Origin of the sequence: Amycolatopsis sp. NPDC051061, from assembly GCF_040682935.1 — a bacterium.
Taxonomy (GTDB): domain Bacteria; phylum Actinomycetota; class Actinomycetes; order Mycobacteriales; family Pseudonocardiaceae; genus Amycolatopsis.
Window position 1 is genome coordinate 1 of record NZ_JBFBBZ010000016.1, and the last position, 14,461, is coordinate 14,461.

The 14,461-nt window shown below is 71.2% G+C and carries 17 protein-coding genes; 1 reads left to right on the plus strand and 16 read right to left on the minus strand.

Annotated elements, in window-relative coordinates; genetic code table 11:
- Nucleotides 1-126 precede the first annotated feature (126 nt).
- Nucleotides 127-1,035 (minus strand): 30S ribosomal protein S2, encoded by a 909-nt coding sequence (gene rpsB / locus AB0N03_RS22335; RefSeq protein WP_364374805.1) that lies wholly within the window; start codon nt 1,033-1,035, stop codon nt 127-129.
- Nucleotides 1,036-1,619: 584 nt separating this feature from the next.
- Here rpsB and AB0N03_RS22340 point away from each other — a divergent pair.
- Complete coding sequence (locus AB0N03_RS22340) at nt 1,620-2,069, plus strand: M23 family metallopeptidase (protein ID WP_364374808.1); 450 nt, start codon at nt 1,620-1,622, stop codon at nt 2,067-2,069.
- On the opposite strand, the gene AB0N03_RS22345 is transcribed toward AB0N03_RS22340, so the two are convergent.
- From AB0N03_RS22345 to AB0N03_RS22415, 15 genes are all read right to left on the minus strand, one after another.
- Complete coding sequence (locus AB0N03_RS22345) at nt 2,070-2,918, minus strand: FliA/WhiG family RNA polymerase sigma factor (protein WP_364374810.1); 849 nt, start codon at nt 2,916-2,918, stop codon at nt 2,070-2,072.
- Between the two features lie 109 nt (nt 2,919-3,027).
- Nucleotides 3,028-4,011, minus strand: a complete 984-nt coding sequence (locus AB0N03_RS22350; protein WP_364374813.1) for a tyrosine recombinase XerC — start codon at nt 4,009-4,011, stop codon at nt 3,028-3,030.
- A 103-nt stretch (nt 4,012-4,114) separates the two neighbouring features.
- On the minus strand, nt 4,115-5,254 hold the full coding sequence (gene dprA / locus AB0N03_RS22355; protein ID WP_364374816.1) for a DNA-processing protein DprA: 1,140 nt from the start codon (nt 5,252-5,254) through the stop codon (nt 4,115-4,117).
- Between the two features lie 431 nt (nt 5,255-5,685).
- The gene (locus AB0N03_RS22360; RefSeq protein WP_364374819.1) at nt 5,686-7,197 is read right to left on the minus strand and encodes a YifB family Mg chelatase-like AAA ATPase; all 1,512 of its coding nucleotides are present in this window, start codon (nt 7,195-7,197) and stop codon (nt 5,686-5,688) included.
- On the minus strand, nt 7,197-7,574 hold the full coding sequence (locus tag AB0N03_RS22365; protein WP_364374822.1) for a YraN family protein: 378 nt from the start codon (nt 7,572-7,574) through the stop codon (nt 7,197-7,199). Before AB0N03_RS22365 ends, AB0N03_RS22360 begins: the two co-directional genes overlap by 1 nt.
- 354 nt (nt 7,575-7,928) lie before the next feature.
- Entirely contained in the window at nt 7,929-8,252 is a 324-nt protein-coding gene (locus tag AB0N03_RS22370; RefSeq protein ID WP_003096226.1) for a DUF2469 domain-containing protein, read from the minus strand.
- The gene (locus AB0N03_RS22375; RefSeq protein WP_364375337.1) at nt 8,249-9,091 is read right to left on the minus strand and encodes a ribonuclease HII; all 843 of its coding nucleotides are present in this window, start codon (nt 9,089-9,091) and stop codon (nt 8,249-8,251) included. The genes AB0N03_RS22370 and AB0N03_RS22375 overlap by 4 nt, the downstream gene beginning before the upstream one ends.
- 91 nt (nt 9,092-9,182) lie before the next feature.
- Nucleotides 9,183-10,121 carry a signal peptidase I gene (gene lepB / locus AB0N03_RS22380; RefSeq protein ID WP_364374825.1) on the minus strand — a complete coding sequence of 313 codons (939 nt, stop codon included), beginning with the start codon at nt 10,119-10,121 and terminating at the stop codon, nt 9,183-9,185.
- Nucleotides 10,122-10,152: 31 nt separating this feature from the next.
- Nucleotides 10,153-10,521, minus strand: coding sequence for a 50S ribosomal protein L19 (gene rplS / locus AB0N03_RS22385; RefSeq protein WP_086680529.1), 369 nt, complete (start codon nt 10,519-10,521; stop codon nt 10,153-10,155).
- Between the two features lie 122 nt (nt 10,522-10,643).
- Nucleotides 10,644-11,423 carry a tRNA (guanosine(37)-N1)-methyltransferase TrmD gene (gene trmD, locus AB0N03_RS22390; protein WP_364374828.1) on the minus strand — a complete coding sequence of 260 codons (780 nt, stop codon included), beginning with the start codon at nt 11,421-11,423 and terminating at the stop codon, nt 10,644-10,646.
- Between the two features lies 1 nt (nt 11,424).
- A complete protein-coding gene (gene rimM / locus AB0N03_RS22395; protein WP_364374831.1) occupies nt 11,425-11,937 on the minus strand; it encodes a ribosome maturation factor RimM in 513 nt (170 codons plus the stop codon).
- Nucleotides 11,938-11,956: 19 nt separating this feature from the next.
- Nucleotides 11,957-12,196 carry an RNA-binding protein gene (locus tag AB0N03_RS22400; protein ID WP_003103110.1) on the minus strand — a complete coding sequence of 80 codons (240 nt, stop codon included), beginning with the start codon at nt 12,194-12,196 and terminating at the stop codon, nt 11,957-11,959.
- Nucleotides 12,193-12,636, minus strand: a complete 444-nt coding sequence (gene rpsP, locus AB0N03_RS22405) for a 30S ribosomal protein S16 (protein ID WP_364374834.1) — start codon at nt 12,634-12,636, stop codon at nt 12,193-12,195. The genes AB0N03_RS22400 and rpsP overlap by 4 nt, the downstream gene beginning before the upstream one ends.
- A gap of 183 nt (nt 12,637-12,819) precedes the next feature.
- Nucleotides 12,820-13,623, minus strand: coding sequence for a type II CAAX endopeptidase family protein (locus AB0N03_RS22410; protein WP_155545315.1), 804 nt, complete (start codon nt 13,621-13,623; stop codon nt 12,820-12,822).
- A 102-nt stretch (nt 13,624-13,725) separates the two neighbouring features.
- On the minus strand, nt 13,726-14,451 hold the full coding sequence (locus AB0N03_RS22415; protein WP_364374837.1) for a type II CAAX endopeptidase family protein: 726 nt from the start codon (nt 14,449-14,451) through the stop codon (nt 13,726-13,728).
- Between the last annotated feature and the right edge of the window lie 10 nt (nt 14,452-14,461).

Consider the following 14,461-nt stretch of genomic DNA (forward strand, 5'->3'; position numbering starts at 1 on the left):
GCGATACTGCTCCGGGCCGTTTTATTACCAAATGATCAAAACACCCTCCTTTTCGTTTATTTAAATCCCGGGGGGTACCCCCGCCGGCCGGCGGGGGCCCCCCCCCCCCCCACGGACGCGGTGACATCAGGAGGAGGCGGTGGCCTGCTCGGCGGGAGCCTCGGCGGGCGTCTCGACCGGCGTCTCGACCGGCGTCTCGACCGGAGCCTCGACGGCCGCGGCGGCCTCGGTCGCGTCGGCGGCGGCGGTCTCGGAGCCGGCGAGCAGCTCCTTCTCCCACTCGGCCAGCGGCTCGTCGGTGGCGACACCCGGCTCCGGCTTGGAGTCGGCCGAAGCACCGTTGCGGCTGGAGCGCTGCATGAGACCGGCGGCCGCGGCCTCGGCGACGACCTTGGTCAGCAGCGCGGCCGACCGGATGGCGTCGTCGTTGCCCGGGATCGGGTAGTCGACCTCGTCCGGGTCGCAGTTGGTGTCCAGGATCGCGACGACCGGGATGTTCAGCTTCCGAGCCTCGCCGACGGCGATGTGTTCCTTCTTCGTGTCGACGATCCACACGATGCTCGGCACCTTGGCCATGTCGCGGATACCGCCGAGGGTCTTCTCGAGCTTGTCCTTCTCACGGGTGAGCGTGAGGATCTCGCGCTTGGTGAGACCTTCGAAGCCGCCGGTCTGCTCCCGCGACTCGAGCTCCTTCAGGCGGAGGAGGCGCTTGTGGACGGTCTGGAAGTTGGTCAGCATGCCGCCGAGCCAGCGCTGGTTCACGTAGGGCATGCCCACGCGCGAGGCTTCGGCCGCGATGGCTTCCTGAGCCTGCTTCTTGGTGCCGACGAACATGATCGTGCCACCGTGCGCGACGGTTTCCTTGATGAACTCGAAGGCACGGTCGATGTAGGTCAGCGTCTGCTGCAGGTCGATGATGTAGATGCCGTTGCGCTCGGTGAAGATGTAGCGCTTCATCTTCGGGTTCCACCGACGAGTCTGGTGCCCGAAGTGCACGCCGCTGTCGAGCAGCTGCTTCATGGTGACGACGGCCATTGCCGGAATCAACCTCTTCTGTGTCGTGCGCGCTCGCGGTGGTTCACCGCTGACGCGCTACTCGGTTTTGTCGCTCGCGGCCGGGTGGCCGCTCGCCCTGGTGCCCGTGGCGGTGTCCGGACCCTGAGGAGTGACGAACCCCAGGGACCGCCGGACATCGTGCGACTCGCCGGCACATTTCGGCCGGGGATCGCGCACGTGCACGCGAAGTCAGCCCGCTCACGCGGACCGCGGAAAAGATTCTACCCCCTGCCACCAGCCCCTCCCCCACCGGCGGCCGCGGACGCACGGAGTTGTCCACATCGGGTCCGGTTGTCCACAGATTCAGCTTCGGCTCCCCACGCGGGTCGTCGGTACCGCAGGGTGGAGGGATGGAGTTGATCAGTGGTTTCCGGAGCCGGGCGGCGAGTAGCCGCGTGGCCGTAGTCGTGCTGGTCACGGCCGTTTTCGCGGCCGTTTTCGCGGCGGCACCGGTCGGGGCCTCGGGGCGGGTCCGACCCGAGGATGAGGCCGCGGGGGCGGCAAGACCGGGTGCACCGCCACCCCTGAGGACTACTCCCGCACCCGGCCCCTCACCGCCGCCGGTGGGAGAGTGGGCGGCCGTGCGGCAGGCGCGGTTGTCCTGGCCGCTGTCACCCGTTCCGGTGGTCACGAAGTACTTCGACGCCCCGGAAACGCCCTACGGCGCCGGGCACCGCGGTGTCGACCTCGCCGCCGCTCCCGGGCAGGAGGTGCTGGCGGCCGATGCCGGGGTCGTCGTCTTCGCCGGGCTCGTCGCCGGGCGGCCCATCATCTCCGTCGACCACGACGGCGGCCTGCGCACCACCTACGAGCCCGTCGAGCCGAAGGTGGCCGTCGGCGACCAGGTCTACCGGGGGCAGGTGCTCGGGTACGTCCTCGCCGGGCACCCCGGCTGCGCGATCGCCGCCTGCCTGCACTGGGGCGTGCGGCGAGGCGACGAGTACGTCGATCCCCTCGCCCTGACCGGTGAGATGGGCGAGTTCCGGCTCAAGCCGTGGGGAGGTGGTCCCTGATCAGGCGCCGGTCTGCTCGACCAGCTTGGCGCGCAGCCGCATGACCGCGCGCGTGTGCAGCTGACTGACCCGCGACTCGGTGACGCCGAGGACCTTCCCGATCTCGGCGAGGGTCAGGCTCTCGAAGTAGTAGAGGCTGACCACGATCTTGTCGCGCTCGGTCAGCTGCGCGATGGCCTGCGCGAGCTGGCGGCGGTTGTCCTGGTCGACGAGCACGGCGACCGGGTCGACCGCGTCGTCGTCGGGAATCGTGTCGACCAGCGAGCCGCTGTCCTTGCCCGCGGCCACCAGGTCCTCCAGCGCGACGACGCTGGTGAGCTGCAGCTGGCCGTAGAAGTCGCGCAGGTCGTCGAGGCCGATGCCGAGCTCGGCGGCGAGCTCCGCGTCGGTCGGGGTGCGGTTCAGGCGGGCGCCGAGGCGCTCCATCGCACGCTCGGCCTCCTTGGCCTTGCTGCGGACGGCGCGCGGCACCCAGTCCTGCGAACGGAGGTCGTCGAGGATCGCGCCGCGGATGCGCTGCATCGCGTACGTCTCGAAGCGCAGGCCGCGCTCGGGGTCGAACTTCTCGATCGCGTCGACAAGCCCGAAGATGCCGGACTGCACGAGGTCACCCACGTCGACGTGGGTCGGCAGGCCGGTGCCGACGCGGCCCGCGACGTACTTGACCAGCGGGGCGTAGTGCAGCACGAGCCGATCGCGCGACACCTGGTCCGGGCTGTCGGCGAACTGCCGCCACAGCGCCGCGATCCCGGCGTCGACGTCGTAGCCCGCCCGCGCTTCCGCGGGCACGGCGGCGTCACCGCGAGTGGTCACTCCGGTGGCGTCGGTCACGTGCGGTCCTGCGGTCATTGCACAGTCGTTCTCGGCATGCGGCTCAGTGTCGTCTCCGTGCTCGTGCGGATGCGCGTGCGCCGCCGGGCCCGCTGGTGACGACCCCGGCGAGCTTCCCCTGGCCGCCTCAGGCCCTGGGGTGCGCTCGGTCATGGATCGCTTTCAACCGGTCGACGGTCACATGAGTGTAGAGCTGCGTCGTGGCAAGCGTAGCGTGACCAAGCAGTTCCTGAACGCTCCTGAGATCAGCGCCCCCCTCCAGCAGATGCGTCGCCGCCGAATGGCGCAGGCCGTGGGGTCCCATATCGGCCGCTCCGGGCACCGCCGTGACGGCGTCGTGCACCACTCGCCGCACCGCGCGCGGGTCGAGGCGTTTCCCCCGCACACCGAGGAAAAGTGCGGGTTCGACGCCGTCACCCGCGGTTTCCGCGACGATCTTCGGCCGTCCCTCGGTGATCCAGTCGTCCAGCGCTTCGGCCGCCGGGACGCCGAACGGCACCACCCGTTCCTTGCCACCCTTGCCGAGGACCGTCACGACACGACGGGAGAAATCGGCGCCGCCGACGTCCAACCCGCACAACTCGGACACACGGATGCCCGTGGCGTAGAGCAGCTCGACGATCGCACGATCACGCAGGGCGACAGGATCCCGCTGGGCCGCACCGGCCGCCGATGCCCGCATGACCTCCCCCGCCTGCCCGGCGCGCAGCACCCCGGGCAGAGTGCGGTGCGCCCGCGGGGCGGCGAGCCGCCCGCCCGGGTCGGTCCCGAGGAAGCCGGCGCGGTGCGCCCAGGCGGTGAACGTCCGCGCCGAGGCGGCCCGCCGCGCGAGCGTCGTCCGGCTCGCCCCACCGGACTGCTGGGCGGCGAGCCACGCCCGCAGCCGGCCGAGGTCCAGCTCCGCGAGCGCGCCCCCGCCGTCCACGACGAACCCCAGCAGCGACACCACGTCGCCGACGTAGGCCCGGACGGTGTGCGCGGACAGCCCGCGTTCCAGCCCGAGGTGCCGTTCGTAGCCGGTGACGACGGCCTGGACCGGCTCGGGCAGGGCGGCCCGGAGCGCACGCAGGTCCGGGCGGCGGCCCCGGCCGGAGCGTGATGGCGGCGGCATGGATGTCACGCTGCGCGAACAACCGCCCTCGGTCAAGGATCGCCACGCGGCCCCACCGGACCGGCCGAACACTTTCGACGATTTCGCCCGGAATTCGTGGAGTTCACGCGCTCTTCCTCCGTCGTCGCCACCCCGCTTCCCCGCGGACCGCGAATCCGTCGATCTCCAGCGCGGGCAGCAGAGCCCGCACTTTCCGCAGCGGGAGCCCGGATTCGGTCGCGATTTCGGCGTCCGACCGGTCGGCGCGCACGGCAAGCGCCTCGTACGCCCGCAACGCCTCGGGCCCCAAGCGGTCGGTGGGGCGTTTCGGCCGGGCGGCCGGGTCCTCGGCGACGCCGAAGCGGCCCACGGTCTCGAGGACCTCGTCGACCGTCGAAACGAGTGTCGCCCGGGCGTCGCGGATCAGCTCGTGACAGCCGACGGACATCCCGGACGACACGGGTCCCGGCATCGCCATCACCACCTTGCCGAGGGCGCCGGCGGTGCTCGCGGTGTTGCGCGCGCCGCTGCGCCGTCCCGCTTCGACGACCACGGTGCCCTCGGTGAGGGCGGCGATGAGCCGGTTGCGGACCAGGAAGCGGTGCCGGGCCGGCGGGGTGCCGGGCGGGTACTCGCTGACGACCGCGCCACCATTGCGGACGATCCGGTTCAGCAGCCCGACGTGGCCCGCGGGGTAGCCCGCGTCGACAGCGCAGCCGAGCACGGCCACGGTGACCCCTTCGGCGGCGAGCGCCCCGCGGTGGGCGGCGCCATCGATGCCGTAGGCCGCACCCGAGAAAACCGGGACGCCCCGGGAGGCCAGGCCGTACGACAGTTCGGCGGCGTGGTGCTCGCCGTAATCGGTGGCGGCTCGCGCCCCGACCACGGCGACAGCGCGATCGGCGGCGGTGCCGAGCGCGACATCCCCGGCGACCCAGAGCGCCAGCGGAGGCGCGGCTTCGGGCACACCGCGCTGGACGGCGAGGTCGAGGGCGAGCAGCGGCCAGGCGGGCCATTCGTCATCCTCGGGCACGACCAGCCGGGCACCGGCCGCGGCGGCTCGCGCGAAGTCCTGGTCGACGAGGTCGTACTCGCGGCGCGCTTCGGTCGCCTTGAGCACCTCGGGCGGACAGTCGCCACGGCGGACCCGGGCGGCCGCGTCTATCGGCCCGTGTCGCGCTACGAAGGCGACCAACGCCGGGGCCGGGGGTTCGGCTACGCGCAGGAGGTAGGCACGAGCTAGGCGCAGCTCGTCCGGGCTCATGTCGCCGCCTGCGCGAGACCGCGACTCGCTGGGATTCATGCTGCCTGCAGCCGGGGGTTGCCCGTTGGGATTGATACCGCCACCTGCCGCCGGAAGCGGCTCGCGATGCTCGTCCGGGCTCATGTCGCCGCCTGCGGGAGGCCGCGCCTCGCCGGGATCCCCGCCACCGATAGCCGGGGGTTGCCCGTCGGGACTCACGCCGCCACCCGCGGCCGGAAGCGACCCGCGATGCTCGCTCACGCTCACGCCGCCACCTGCAGAAGGCCGCGCCTCGCCGGGATCCCCGCCACGTGCAGCGGCGCAAGACACTTCAGGACTCATGCCGCCGACCGCAGGGCCTCGCTCGTGGGGACTCACGCCGCCGCCCGCAACAGAAAGCGACTCGCTGGGATTCACGCCGCCATCTGCGACGTGACCTGGCTCGTTCTGGCTCATGCCGCCACCCGCTCACGGAAGGCCAGGGCCGAGCCGACCTGGTCTGTACCGGGGCGTTTCTCGCCGTCCAGGTCAGCCAGGGTCCACGCGATGCGCAGGCAACGGTCTGCTCCCCGGCCGCTCAGGGCTCCGCGGTCCATCGCCCGGTCCAGCAACTGCGTCGCATCCGGTGCGAGGGTGAACTCGCGCCGTAAGGCCGGGCCCGGGACCTCCGAGTTCGATCGCCAGCCGTGGGCCTGCCAACGGTGGGCCGCTCGGTCGCGGGCCTGCAAGACCCGGGTGCGGACCGTCTCCGAGGATTCCGTCGCTCCCGTGTCGTGTGCGTTGATCGCGCTCAAGGGCCGGAGGCGGACTCGGAGGTCGACGCGATCCAGCAGCGGGCCGGACAGCCGGCCGAGGTAGCGGCGGCGGGCTGTCGGCGAGCACACGCAATCGGCTTCCTTCGGGGGTGCGCATGCGCACGGGTTCGTCGCCAGGATCAGCTGGAACCGCGCCGGGTACGTGATCGAGCCTTTGACCCGCGCGATGCGGACCTCGCCCTCCTCGAGGACCGTGCGCAGCGACTCCAGGCGCTGGCCGCCGAACTCGCAGACCTCGTCGAGGAACAGGACGCCGCGGTGGGCTCGGCTGATCGCGCCCGGTGCGGCCAGGCCGCTGCCGCCGCCGATCAACGCCGCCACCGTGATCGAGTGGTGTGGGGCCACGAACGGCGGGACCGTGACCAACGGCGACGACTTCGACAGCGAGCCGTCGACCGAGTGCACCGCCGTCACCTCCAAGGATTCTTCGTGGGACAGGGGCGGTAGCAGGCCGGGCAGACGGCGGGCGAGCATCGTCTTGCCGACGCCCGGTGGGCCGGTCAGCAGGAGGTGGTGCCCGCCCGCCGCCGCGACCTCCAGTGCCCAGCGCGCCTCCGGCTGGCCGACGACGTCGGCGAGGTCGGGAACCGCCGGTGGTGCCGACGACCGCGAGGGTTCCGGCGGCACGAGTTCGGCCTCGTTCTTCAGCCACGCCACCAGGTCGCGAAGGTGGGCCGCGCCCGCGACGTCGATGCCGTCGACCAGTCCCGCTTCGACCAAGGAGTCCGCCGGGACGATGGCTCGTTCGTAGCCGGCCGCGCGCGCCGCCAGCAAGCCGGGGAGAACGCCGCGGACCGGGCGGACGCGGCCGTCGAGCGCGAGCTCACCCAGCAGCACCGTGCCGAGCAACCGCGTCGCCGGGACCGAACCCGTCGCCGCGAGCACGGCGGCCGCGATGCCGAGGTCGTACGCCGAACCGACCTTCGGGAGGTTCGCCGGGGACAGGCCGAGCGTCACCTTGCCGTCCGGCCAAGGCTGGCCGGAGTTGCGGACGGCCGAACGGACGCGGTCCTTGGCTTCGCGCAGCCCGGCGTCGGGGAGGCCGACCAGGGTGACGCGGCTCAGCCCGCCGCCGAGGTCGGCTTCGATCTCGATGACCCGGCCGTCGATGCCGAGCAAGGCGACACTCCAAGCTTTGGCGATGGGCATCAGAACGCCGCCTCGATGTGCTGGACGCGGGGGCGCTTGCCGGGCTCGGCGAGGATCGTCACGACGTCGTAGCGGACCGGGCACCAGCCGATCCGGAACTCGCGCAGCCAGCGTTGGGCGGCCCGGCGCACGCGGCCGGCCTTCTCCTCGGAGACGGTCTCCGACGGCAGGCCGAACTCGGTGCCCGTGCGGGTCTTGACCTCGCAGAAGACGACGCGGGTGCGGTCGGTCAGGATGAGGTCGATCTCGCCTTCGCGGCAGCGCCAGTTGCGGCCCAGCAGGACGAGACCGCGCTCCTGCAGGTGCCGGGCGGCGAAGTCTTCGCCCCACTCGCCCAGGTCGCGGCGGTGTCTTGCGAGCTGGTCGGTGACCGTCATCGTGTTCGCCCCCTCGTCGGCGCACCGGTCACCGAGGCGGTCCCCGGCGATCACGGTGCGTGTGCGTTCGACGATGCCAGGGGGCGGGGCGGCGAAACCAGAGCGAAATCGCCGCTCTGTGGACAACCGGGGGTATGTGGACAACTGGTCCACGGAACACAGCGGAAGGGCCCGAACTGTCGGCCCGCTGTGCTATGGCGGCGGAGCCGAGGCGCGGACAGGGCGAATCATGGGACCGGAGGGCCGACACGCGTGATCAGAAGGTCGACACGCGTGATCGAAGGGTCGACACGGCATGGCGCAAAACGAACCGCGCCGGCTCGTCCAGGACGAACCGGCGCGGGGAAAGACAGCTCAGCCCGAGAACGGGCCGTCTTCGGGCAGCCGGAGGTCCGGCTTGTCGAGCTCCTCGACGTTGACGTCCTTGAACGTGATGACGCGGACGTGCTTGACGAAGCGGGCCGGGCGGTACATGTCCCAGACCCACGCGTCGGACATGCGGACCTCGAAGTACACCTCGCCGCCGCCGTCGCGGACCTGGACGTCGACCGCGTTCGCCAGGTAGAACCGCCGCTCGGTCTCCACCACGTACGAGAACTGGCCGACTATGTCGCGGTACTCGCGGTACAGCGAGAGCTCCATCTCGGTCTCGTACTTCTCGAGATCCTCTGCGCTCATGAAATCCGCGCCCCTCCTCGGGATCGTGCTGCTGCTCCGCCGGCGGAGCGTTCATTGTGACCCACACCCGCGGCCGGGGCATGCAGCGGCAGGCTGAGTTGTGGCTCGAGAGCCTCGTCGAGGACCGCGGCGAGCCCCGCGGCGGACCCGGCCTCCATGGCCTTTTCCAGCGCCGCGTAGGTGAGCACGACCGGTCTGGCGGGCCGCACGCCGTGCTTGATGGCCACCGTCGCGACGTTCGTGTACGACCACCGGTGGACGTCGCTGGGGCCGTGTTCGCGCAGCGCCGCCAGGTGGTCACTGGTGCTGTAACCCTTGTGCACGTCGAAACCGTAGTGCGGGAGGTCGTCGTGGTAGCCCGCCATGATGCGGTCGCGCGTCACCTTCGCCAGCACCGACGCGGCCGCGATGGACGCCACCGAACGGTCGCCCTTGATCACCGCCGTGTTCGGGGCCGTGAGGCCCGGGACCCGGAAGCCGTCGGTGAGGATGTAGCCCGGGGACACGCGCAGCGCCGCCGCGGCGCGCCGCATGCCCTCCAGGTTCATCACCCGGATGCCGTAGAGGTCGACCTCCGCGGTCGGGATGACGATCACCGAGTAGTCGACGGCCCGGGCGAGGACCAGGTCGTAGACCCGGTCGCGCGCCTTGGCCGTCATCAGCTTGGAGTCCGTCAGCTCGGTCAGCTTCGCCGCGTCGCCCTGCTTGAGCACGCAGGCCGCGACCACCAGCGGCCCCGCGCACGCCCCGGCGCCGGCTTCGTCCACACCGGCGACCGGGCCGAGGCCACGGCGGTCGAGCGCGCCCTGCAGACCCCAGAAGAGGTCGCCGCGCACCACGGCCCGCGGCGGCCGGATCGGCTCGGCCGCGGTGAGGGGAACGGGAAGAGTCAAGGCTGGATCACCCGTCTGCCGGCACGGATCGGGGTGGCTAGCGTTTCCGCCCGGCCGCCCGGCGCAGTCCGGACTTGAGCTTGCGCCCGACGAAGAGCGCCGGCCACGCCGCCGCGATGCCGGCCCCGAGCGGTACGCCGCTCTGCCACGCCGGCGCGCCGAGCGCCGCCGGCTGGGCCGCTTCCTGCGGGTTGTGGTCGGTGATCCCGCCCCACCGGCCCGGCGGCAGAACGATGATCCGCGCCTTGCCGATGATGTTGTCCACGGGAACCGCGCCGTTCACGCCGCCGCCGCCCTGGAACCGGGAGTCGTCGGAGTTGTTGCGGTTGTCGCCCATGACCCAGACCGTCCCCGCGGGGACCTTGACCGGCTCGAAGGTGTGCTCCGTCTGGTTGGACGGGTCTTCCCAGTGGACGTACGGCTCGTCGAGCCCCTTGCCGTCCACGACCACCCGGCCCTGCGTGTCGCAGCACTGGACGGTCTGGCCGCCGACCGCGATCACGCGCTTGACGAAGTCGCGCTCGTCCGGCGGGGCGAACCCGACCAGCGAGCCGAGACCGCGCAGGCCCTGGACGACGATGTTGCTCGACTCCTGCGGCGCGATCTCGTTGTTGACCCACGCCGGCGGACCCTTGAACACGATCACGTCGCCCGGCGAGGGCTCGGTGAAGTCGTAGGTGACCCGATCGACGAGGATCCGGTCACCGGTGCACCCGGGACAACCGTGCAGGGTGGCCTCCATGGACCCCGAGGGGATCATGAAGACCTTCGCGAGGAACGTCTGGATCAAGATCGTGAGCACCAGGGCGATCACGAGCAGGATCGGCAGTTCCTTCCAGAACGACCGTTTCTTGGCGGGCTTGGCTCGCCGCCGTCGGGATCCCCCGCGCTCCTCGGAGCGGGACCGCCTCGGCTGGTCCTCCTCGGAGCGATCGGAGTCATCCTCAGGAGCGTTCTGGGACACGGGTTCGGCCACGTCGTCAGGCTACCGGTAACCGGGTTGTGACTCAGTTAGCCGAGGCCGTCTCGCGGTTCTCGCGGCGCTCCTTGATCTTGGCCTTCTTGCCGCGCAGGTCGCGCAGGTAGTACAGCTTCGCGCGCCGCACGTCACCGCGCTTGTGGACCTCGACCTCGGCGATGTTCGGCGAGTGCACCGGGAAGGTGCGCTCCACGCCGACGCCGAAGGAGATCTTGCGGACGGTGAAGGTCTCCCGGATGCCGCCGCCCTGACGGCGGATCACGACGCCCTGGAAGACCTGGTTGCGCTCGCGGTTGCCCTCGATGACGCGGACGTGCACCTTGAGCGTGTCGCCCGGGCGGAAGTCCGGGATGTCGGAACGCAGCGACTGCTTGTCCAGCGCGTCCAGGGTGTTCATCGGTGGTCCGTCCTCGTCTTCGGTATGGCTTGCGTACAGATCCCGGGCGCGCAACGATGCCGCTGCAGGCGACCCGGGGGGCTGATGGTGGGCTTGACTCGTGCCCACGGCACCGGTCAAGTTTACAGACCGGGATCGGGCCGTTCGAACCGGCCCTGAGCCTGCTCGGGGTCCAAGCCCTCCAGGACCCCGCGATCGTGCTTGTCGAGACTACCTTCCGGCAGCCTGGCCAGGAGATCGGGGCGGAGGCGAGCCGTCCGCTCCAGGGCCTGGTCACGCCGCCAGCGGTCGATCAGCGCGTGGTTGCCCGACCGCAGCACGTCCGGCACCGCCAGGTCCCGCCACACCTCCGGGCGGGTGTAGCTGGGCCCTTCGAGCAGGCCGTCGGAGAACGAGTCCTCGGCGGCCGAGCGCGCGTTGCCGAGCACACCGGGCAGCAGCCGGACGACGGCCTCGACGATGACCAGGACCGCCGCCTCGCCGCCGACCAGGACGTAGTCGCCGATCGACACCTCGTCGACCGGCATCCGGCGGGCGGCGTCGTCGACGACCCGCTGGTCGATGCCCTCGTACCGGCCGCAGGCGAAGACCAGGTGCTTCTCCTGCGCGTAGGCGTGCGCGAGCTCCTGGGTGAACGGCCGCCCCGCCGGCGTCGGCACGACGAGCCGCGTCTCCGGCCGGCAGACGTCGTCCAGGGCCGGGCCCCAGATCTGCGGCTTCATCACCATGCCGGGCCCGCCGCCGTACGGCGCGTCGTCCACCGCGCGGTGCACGTCATGGGTCCATTCGCGCAGGTCGTGCACGCCGACCTCGATCAGGCCGCGATCGATCGCCCGGCCCAGCAGCGCGGCGCGCAGCGGGTCGAGGTACTCGGGGAAGATCGTGACGACGTCGATGCGCATCTCAGGCGTCCAGCAGGCCTTCCGGCGGGTCGAGCACGACGCGGCCGCCCGCGACGTCCACCGTGGGGACGATCGCGTGGACGAACGGCACCAGCACCTCACGGCCCTCGACGTCGAGCTCCAGCAGCTCGCCCGCGGGCGAGTGCACGACCTCGACGACCTTGCCGACGACCGTCCCGTCGAGCAGTTCGGCGCGAAGACCGGCCAGCTCGTGGTCGTAGAACTCGTCGGGGTCGGTGGTCGGCGGCAGTGTGTCGGTGTCGGCGAGCAGGAGGGCGCCCCGCAGCATCTCGGCGACGTCGCGCGTGGCGACCTCCTCGAAACGCACCAGCAGCCGCCCGCTGTGTTCGCGGGCGGCTGCGATGGTGAGTTCCCTCTTGCTGCCGTCACGCAGCTTCGTCACGACGGCCGCACCGACGCGGAACCGCTCGGCCGGCGAGTCCGTGCGCACGTCCACGGAGAGCTCCCCGCGGATTCCGTGCGCCTTGGCGATGCGACCGACTACGACGTCCATGATGAGTCCGAAACAGGTATCAACGGTCGGTGTCGACGACGTCCACGCGGACGCCACGGCCACCGATGCCACCCATGACGGTGCGCAGGGCGGTCGCCGTGCGACCACCCCGGCCGATCACCTTGCCGAGGTCGTCGGGGTGCACGTGCACCTCGAGCGTCCGGCCACGGCGCGTGGTCAGCAGCTCGACCCGGACCTCGTCCGGGTTGTCGACGATTCCGCGCACCAGGTGCTCGAGGGAGTCAGCCAGAAAGCTCACTCGGCCTTCTCACCCTCGGTGGCTTCGGCCTTCTCGGCCTCGGCCTTCTTGGGGGCGGACCTCTTCTTCGGCGTGGTGGCCTCGGTGGAGGGCTCCTCGCCGGCGGCGGCCAGTGCCGCGTTGAACAGGTCCTGCTTGGACGGCTTCGGCTCGGCCACCTTCAGGGTGCCCTCGGCGCCCGGCAGGCCCTTGAACTTCTGCCAGTCACCGGTGATCTCGAGCAGGCGCTGGACCGGCTCGGTCGGCAGCGCGCCGACACCCAGCCAGTACTGGGCGCGCTCGGAGACGACCTCGATCAGGCTCGGCTCTTCCTTCGGGTGGTACTTGCCGATCGTCTCGATGGCCTTGCCGTCCCGGCGGGTGCGCGCGTCGGCGACGATGATGCGGTAGTACGGCGCACGGATCTTGCCGAGGCGCTGCAGCTTGATCTTGACGGCCACGGGTGTGGGTACTCCTCGTATCTCTCTGATGCTGGGGTGGGCACTCGCGAGCCGAGTGGGGACACGGACGCGGGCACCCGAAGGTCAGGAGCTTTCGCGCGGTGAGAGGGTCCGGCGGAAGCAAGCAGTGACTCATTCTGCCAGACGGCCCCCGCGCACCCGGAAAGAGGCCTGCGAAGAGGCTCAGAAAGAGGCCACTCCGAGCGCACCGAGCAGGATGGTGAGCGCCGGCAGGAAGTTGTTCACCTGGTGCGCGACGATGCTCGCCGGCAGCCGTCCGGTGACGAGCCGCGCCAGCCCGATCGGCACCGCGATGACCAGCAGCAACGTGGTACGCAGCGGCTCGAGGTGGCTGGCCGCGAACACCGCCGTGCACAGCAGGAACGCCGCGACGCGGCCCCAGCGCTCGCTGCGCCACTGCAGCTGTTCGGCGGCGCCCCAGAGCAGGCCGCGGTAGATGATCTCTTCGCAGATCGGCCCGAGCAGCCACAGGTAGACGAACATCACGATGGCCGCCGAGATCGACATCTTCCGGTCCTCGACCAGCGCGCTGATCGCCGACGTCGCGTTGGCGTTGCCGACCAGCTGCGTCCACAGGTAGGCGCCGAGGGTGGTGAAGACGAGCCCGACGCAGCCGAACCGGAACCCGGTCTTCACGTCGGCCCAGCGCCACTCGATCCGCAGGTCGATCACGGGCCCGTTGCCGCGCACGTAGGTGATCAGCACCGCGACGCCGGCCGCGATCATCGTCGGCAGCATCGTGCCGAGCAGCACGACCCGGATCGGCAGCGGACCGGGGCCGGTGTCCCCGACCAGCACGGACACGAACGCGGCCGAGGACAGCAGCACGGCCTCGACGAGCAGGAAGGCCCCGAAGCCCCACCGGTGCCGCCGTGCGGGCGGCAGGAACGCGGTCGCGGCGGGTTCCTCGGGCTCGGGGAACGGCGCAGCGTCGGGAGCCGGGTCCCGGGGCTGGGAAGTGGTCACGCGTTGCCCTCCGCGATCGTCGGCTCCTGGTGCCGAGCCTAGCCGCCGGAGAGTGATCACACAGTATTCGTCCGACTACTGTCCACGATCTTCGCAACACCCTCAGTGCGCGACGAACAGCAGGACCGCCGGCGGCAGGTTGTTGGCCGCGTGGGCGATCACCCCGGCGCTCACCCGGCCGGACAGGTGCCGGGCCAGCCCGATCGCGATGCCCTGGCCGAAGAGGGCGATGGTGCGGGTCGGCTCGCCGTGGAGCTGGGCGAACACCAGCGAGGTGAGCAGAAGGACCACCCACGGTGGGACCCGGTGGACCGACAGCGCGCTCCACAGCGTGCCGCGGACCAGCAGTTCCTCCGTGATCGGCGCGCCGGCGATGACGATCACCGCGGCGAGCACCAGCCACACGGTGTCGCCGTCGAAGGTGTCGGCGAGGTCGCTCAGCGGGCTGTCGGAGACGTCGTCGGCGCCGTAGACGGCGATCAGCACCAGGTTGAGCCCGTAGCCGACGACCAGCGCGAGCGCGCCGCAGGCGAGGCCGATCCGGACGTCGCGCCAGGTCGGCTTGAGCCCGAAGTCGGCCCGCAAGCCCTCGCCCCAGCGCCACGAACCCACCGCCGGGCCGAGGCCGAGCAGCAGGTTGGGCACGAACGCCAGGAGCAGCAGCGGGCCGATGTCGTGTAGTTCCAGGGGGTCGAACTCGCCGACGTTGCGGTTGACCGCCGCGGCGATGATCAGGTTGATCAGGTAGTAGCCGGCGATCCCCGCGAAGAACGCCACGAAACACCAATGCGCCCCCAGCACGCGCCGTGCGCCGTCGTCGTCCGTCACGGCCCCAACG